This is a genomic window from Vibrio sp. V43_P6S15P86, from assembly GCF_009904725.1.
Lineage (GTDB): Bacteria > Pseudomonadota > Gammaproteobacteria > Enterobacterales > Vibrionaceae > Vibrio > Vibrio diabolicus.
Map to the genome: position 1 here is coordinate 1 of NZ_WXWT01000284.1, position 4,587 is coordinate 4,587.

Consider the following 4,587-nt stretch of genomic DNA (forward strand, 5'->3'; position numbering starts at 1 on the left):
CCCTAAGACAGTTTTAATAATAATGATTCTCATTTCGTAGTCAACAGTTAAATGAGAAAAAATCTCATTTATTTTCACATCGCTTTAATGAAATGAACTCGAGATTCACGAAGATTGATTTTTTCTTCAAATTTTTCAATGATATAGCCATTTCTCAATAACAATCGAAGCATAGCAGGAAACTGATTTCGAGATTTCACTTTTAACGTGTTATAGCCTTGCTCAGCCGCCCAATCTTCTTGTGCTTCCAAAAGCAATTGTGCCACGCCTTCATTTCGAGCCTCAGGAACGACACCACCCAACCAGCTATAGAAAACACCATCCTCTAATTCGTAACCTATTTTGAAGCCGACAATCGTGCCATTTTTTTCTGCAACGAGGATTAAACTGTTTTTCTCTTCTAAACGTTGAGTCATGGAGTCTACCGTTTCTCCTTTCGAAAATTCGGTAACACGTGCCACAACTTGAAGTGCTTCTTCCAATGTGCCTTCACGAATCAGCATTGTCATTGTTCTCTTCTCCAAAATAAAAATACCCAAGCACCTTGGATTGTTACTGTTGTAATCCGCCTGAGGTTACTTGGGTATATACAGACGAACAACTCTTGTCGGTCTGGTGTTTCTCACTGAGCGATAATTACTCTTCAGTCGCTTCCGGAGTACGATTTAGGTGTTGAGCAGTTTGTGCATTCTCTTCTGCCAACCACTCAGCCACATCTTTCGCAAAGTACGTTAAGATGCCGTCAGCACCTGCACGTTTGAAGCACAGTAGTGATTCCATCACAATTTCGCGCTCTTTGAGCCAGCCATTCATGATCGCCGCTTTATGCATCGCGTACTCACCAGACACCTGATAAGCAAACGTCGGTACCTGAAGTTCGGTTTTAACTCGGCGAACTACATCTAAGTATGGCATACCAGGTTTAACCATCACCATGTCCGCACCTTCATTGATGTCTAGCGCCACTTCATGGAGCGCTTCGTCAATGTTTGCTGGGTCCATTTGGTAGTTTTTCTTGTTGCCGCCTTTTAGATTTGAAGAAGAGCCAACCGCATCACGGAATGGTCCGTAGTAGTTCGACGCGTACTTAGCCGAGTAAGCCATGATTTGTGTATGAATGTAGCCCGCATTTTCTAATGCTTCGCGGATCTTACCAATACGGCCATCCATCATGTCTGAAGGCGCGACTACGTCAGCACCCGCTTCTGCATGAGACAAAGCCTGCTTAACCAGTACTTCTGTGGTTTCATCATTCATTACGTAGCCATCTTCATCGATGATGCCGTCTTGGCCGTGCGTCGTGAATGGGTCAAGTGCCACGTCTGTGATCACACCGATTTGAGGAATATGTTCTTTAAGCGCACGTACTGCTCGCTGGACCAAACCTTCTGGGTTGTAGGCTTCAGTAGCACATAAGCTTTTAGCGTCTTGGTTTACGACAGGGAAAAGCGCGATTGCTGGAACGCCTAGATTTGCAAGGTATTGCGCTTCTTCTAGCATTAAATCAATCGACAAACGCTCTACACCCGGCATGGACTCCACGCTCTCACGACGATCTTTACCCATTAGGATGAACATTGGGTAAATCAGATCATTAACAGAAAGTTGGTTCTCAGCCATCAAACGACGACTAAAATCGTGCTTACGTAAACGACGCATACGGCGTGCAGGGAATGGACCTTGAATTGATACAGACACCATTTTCTCCTTGTCTGGACGGTTATGATGATCAAATCATCTGGTGAACAAAATCATATCACTCTTGATGCATGTTGCGAGTGACAATCTGGAAAAAGGTAATGAAAAAAACTGAAAATGACCCAGCACTCACACTCAAGTATACTTCGAATACGAAACCAATCATGAAGCACAGAGAGTAACGATGATCGATACCCACGCGCACATCTATGCCAGCGAATTTGATAACGACCGCGATGAAGTAGTACAACGCGCCTTAGCGCAAGGCATTAATAAGATCCTGTTGCCAAACATCGATCTGGACTCTATTGAGCCCATGCTACAAACCGAAGCGGCATATCCTGACGTGTGCCACTCAATGATGGGACTCCACCCTTGCTATGTGGATAACAACGTTGAGCAAACGTTGGAAATCATCCGCGGCTGGTTTGAGAAACACAAGTTTATTGCGGTGGGCGAAATTGGTATCGACCTGTATTGGGACAAAACCTATCGCGCCGAGCAAGAGATGGCATTCGTGACTCAGCTAAACTGGGCAAAAGAGATGGATTTACCAGTCGTTATCCACACTCGTGATTCGATTGAAGAAACACTCACCTTGCTAAGACAAGAGCAAGATGGTCGTCTGCGTGGTGTATTCCACTGTTTTGGAGGCAGCTTAGAAGAAGCGCAAGCAATCAATGAGCTAGGCTTCCACTTAGGCTTGGGTGGCGTATCGACCTTTAAGAATGGCGGGATGGATAAAGTCATTCCACATTTGGATATGCAGTGGGTCATTTTAGAAACCGATTGTCCATACTTAGCGCCAGTACCGCACCGTGGTAAGCGTAATGAACCAGCCTACACTTCTCTCGTTGCACAACGTGTTGCCGACTTGCGTGATGTCGATGTCGCAACTATCGATGCCATAACGACTGAAAATGCCAAAAAGCTGTTTAATATTTAATTCACGAAAATTGAAAAAAGCGACGAAATCAACGTCGCTTTTTTTATTACCTAAACTATTGAATGAATGATTCAACCTATTGAAATAATAGAACAACCCACACAAAGTTATTGATAAACATAATAATTAACTAGCAACTCTACTTACCTCTCATATCGCCACTTTACTTCGTCTGTTTTGCAAAACTGTCGACAATTAGACATATTCTTTTTCTATACTGCTTTATGCCCATTAATTAGCACAAATGTAAAACAGCATGAATATGGAAGTTGAAGTGTGTACACATGGTGCTTACTTACAACGCGTACCACGCAGTTTTTTTCAAAAGCTGCTGGGCATCAAGGAAGTATACGTATGCACAAAGTGTGGTTACGTCATGAAAGTTAAGTAATTAGCCCAAGAAACAAACCAACCGCAAAAAAAAGCGGCTCAATTGAGCCGCTTTTTACATCTACAGTAAACTTATTCTTCGGTTTCCGCTTCTGCCTCTTCGCTTCGACGAGTATAAAAGCGCGCGAAGAACAAACCGACTTCAAACAGTAAACACATCGGAATAGCGAGTAAGGTTTGCGAGATCATGTCTGGTGGCGTTAACACCATACCTACGACAAACGCCGCCACAATGATATAAGGCCGTTTCTGTCTTAGATCTTCCGGAGTGGTGGCCCCAGTCCAACACAACAAAATAATCGCAACAGGCACCTCGAATGCGATACCAAACGCCATAAATAGCGCCAGCACAAAGTCGAGATAACTCGAGATATCAGTTGCAAACTCTACCCCACCAAGAGAGATAGCGGTAAAGAAGCCAAACACCAATGGGAATACCACAAAGTAGGCAAATGCCACTCCACAGTAGAACAATAGCGAACTAGAGAACAGCAACGGCATGATCAAACGACGCTCATGTTTGTATAAGCCAGGAGCAACAAAGGCCCAAACTTGATACAAAATAAACGGCACCGCAATAAATACCGAAGCGATTAACGTCAACTTCAGTGGCGTGAAAAAGGGTGAAGCCACATCCGTAGCAATCATGGTCGCGCCTTCAGGTAGACGCTCTACTAAAGGTGCGGAAACAAACTCGTAAATGTGGTTAGAGAAATAAATTAGTCCGACAAACACCACCAACACTGCCAAAATTGAGCGCAGTAGTCGGTTGCGAAGCTCCAACAAATGACTAATTAAAGGTTGTGTCTGCTCGACGGTAGACATGGCAAACCTCTTATTAAAAACCAGATCAAAAAGGAGCTACCAATCACTAGTAGCTCCTCCTAATGAGACTATTCGGCTTTCTTATCTGCCGCTGTAACCTTGCTCTCTTCCGCTTTCTCTACCTTTTCTGCTGCTGACTCTGTTTTTACAGGCTCAGCCTCTGAATCGGTGTTCTTTGCGTAAGGACGATTTACAGATTGCGCTGCCTTCTTCAATTCTTCGACTGAAGATTTCAACTCAGGGGACAAATCATCCATCCCCATTTGCTCTGCTTTGCGCAAGTTTTCTTGCAGCTCTTGGACTTTCAGCTCGTGTGACAATTCGTCTTTGACGCTATTTGCCATACTCTTAGCGGCACCGATAAAGCGAGACACGCTGCGAATAGCATGAGGCAAACGCTCCGGCCCAAGAACGACCAGACCAACAACAGATATTAATACCAGTTCCCAAAAACCGATATCAAACACGTTTTACGCCTGCTCTTTGTCTTTTTTCGTTTCAGGAGCAGCTTCTTTTTTCTGCTGCTCTTCTAGACTTTTTGGTTCGAAGTCTGCGTCTTTGTCATTTTTCGCAGGTTCATCTTCGCTCATCGCTTTTTTGAAGCCCTTAACGGCACCACCCAGATCGCCACCGATACCGCGTAGTTTCTTAGTTCCGAATAGCAATACAACAATTACAGCAATGATTAGAAGTTGCCAAACACTGATACCACCCATTCTCTTTACCTC

The 4,587-nt window shown here is 44.1% G+C and carries 6 protein-coding genes; 1 reads left to right on the forward strand and 5 read right to left on the reverse strand.

Features of this window, described 5'->3' with window-relative positions; translation table 11 throughout:
* Positions 1-74: 74 nt before the first annotated feature.
* Positions 75-509 carry a GNAT family N-acetyltransferase gene (locus tag CAG69_RS12800; protein ID WP_012841227.1) on the reverse strand — a complete coding sequence of 145 codons (435 nt, stop codon included), beginning with the start codon at positions 507-509 and terminating at the stop codon, positions 75-77.
* Between the two features lie 127 nt (positions 510-636).
* On the reverse strand, positions 637-1,698 hold the full coding sequence (gene hemB / locus CAG69_RS12805; RefSeq protein WP_161444520.1) for a porphobilinogen synthase: 1,062 nt from the start codon (positions 1,696-1,698) through the stop codon (positions 637-639).
* Positions 1,699-1,882: 184 nt separating this feature from the next.
* On the opposite strand from hemB, the gene CAG69_RS12810 reads away from it, so the two are divergent.
* A complete protein-coding gene (locus tag CAG69_RS12810; RefSeq protein ID WP_006741775.1) occupies positions 1,883-2,644 on the forward strand; it encodes a TatD family hydrolase in 762 nt (253 codons plus the stop codon).
* Positions 2,645-3,106: 462 nt separating this feature from the next.
* On the opposite strand, the gene tatC is transcribed toward CAG69_RS12810, so the two are convergent.
* The 3 genes from tatC to tatA all read right to left on the reverse strand — a co-directional run bounded on the left by tatC (position 3,107) and on the right by tatA (position 4,575).
* The gene (tatC, locus tag CAG69_RS12815) at positions 3,107-3,859 is read right to left on the reverse strand and encodes a twin-arginine translocase subunit TatC (protein ID WP_161444522.1); all 753 of its coding nucleotides are present in this window, start codon (positions 3,857-3,859) and stop codon (positions 3,107-3,109) included.
* Positions 3,860-3,927: 68 nt separating this feature from the next.
* Positions 3,928-4,326 (reverse strand): Sec-independent protein translocase protein TatB, encoded by a 399-nt coding sequence (gene tatB / locus CAG69_RS12820; RefSeq protein ID WP_012841229.1) that lies wholly within the window; start codon positions 4,324-4,326, stop codon positions 3,928-3,930.
* Positions 4,327-4,329: 3 nt separating this feature from the next.
* A complete protein-coding gene (tatA, locus tag CAG69_RS12825; RefSeq protein WP_005382958.1) occupies positions 4,330-4,575 on the reverse strand; it encodes a Sec-independent protein translocase subunit TatA in 246 nt (81 codons plus the stop codon).
* Positions 4,576-4,587: the final 12 nt, after the last annotated feature.

Bases quoted from the DNA above. Each gene is read 5' to 3' on its own strand.
- CAG69_RS12800 (WP_012841227.1), bottom strand. From the start codon at position 509: ATGACAATGCTGATTCGTGAAGGCACATTGGAAGAAGCACTTCAAGTT.
- CAG69_RS12810 (WP_006741775.1), top strand. From the start codon at position 1,883: ATGATCGATACCCACGCGCACATCTATGCCAGCGAATTTGATAACGAC.
- tatC (WP_161444522.1), bottom strand. From the start codon at position 3,859: ATGTCTACCGTCGAGCAGACACAACCTTTAATTAGTCATTTGTTGGAG.
- tatA (WP_005382958.1), bottom strand. From the start codon at position 4,575: ATGGGTGGTATCAGTGTTTGGCAACTTCTAATCATTGCTGTAATTGTT.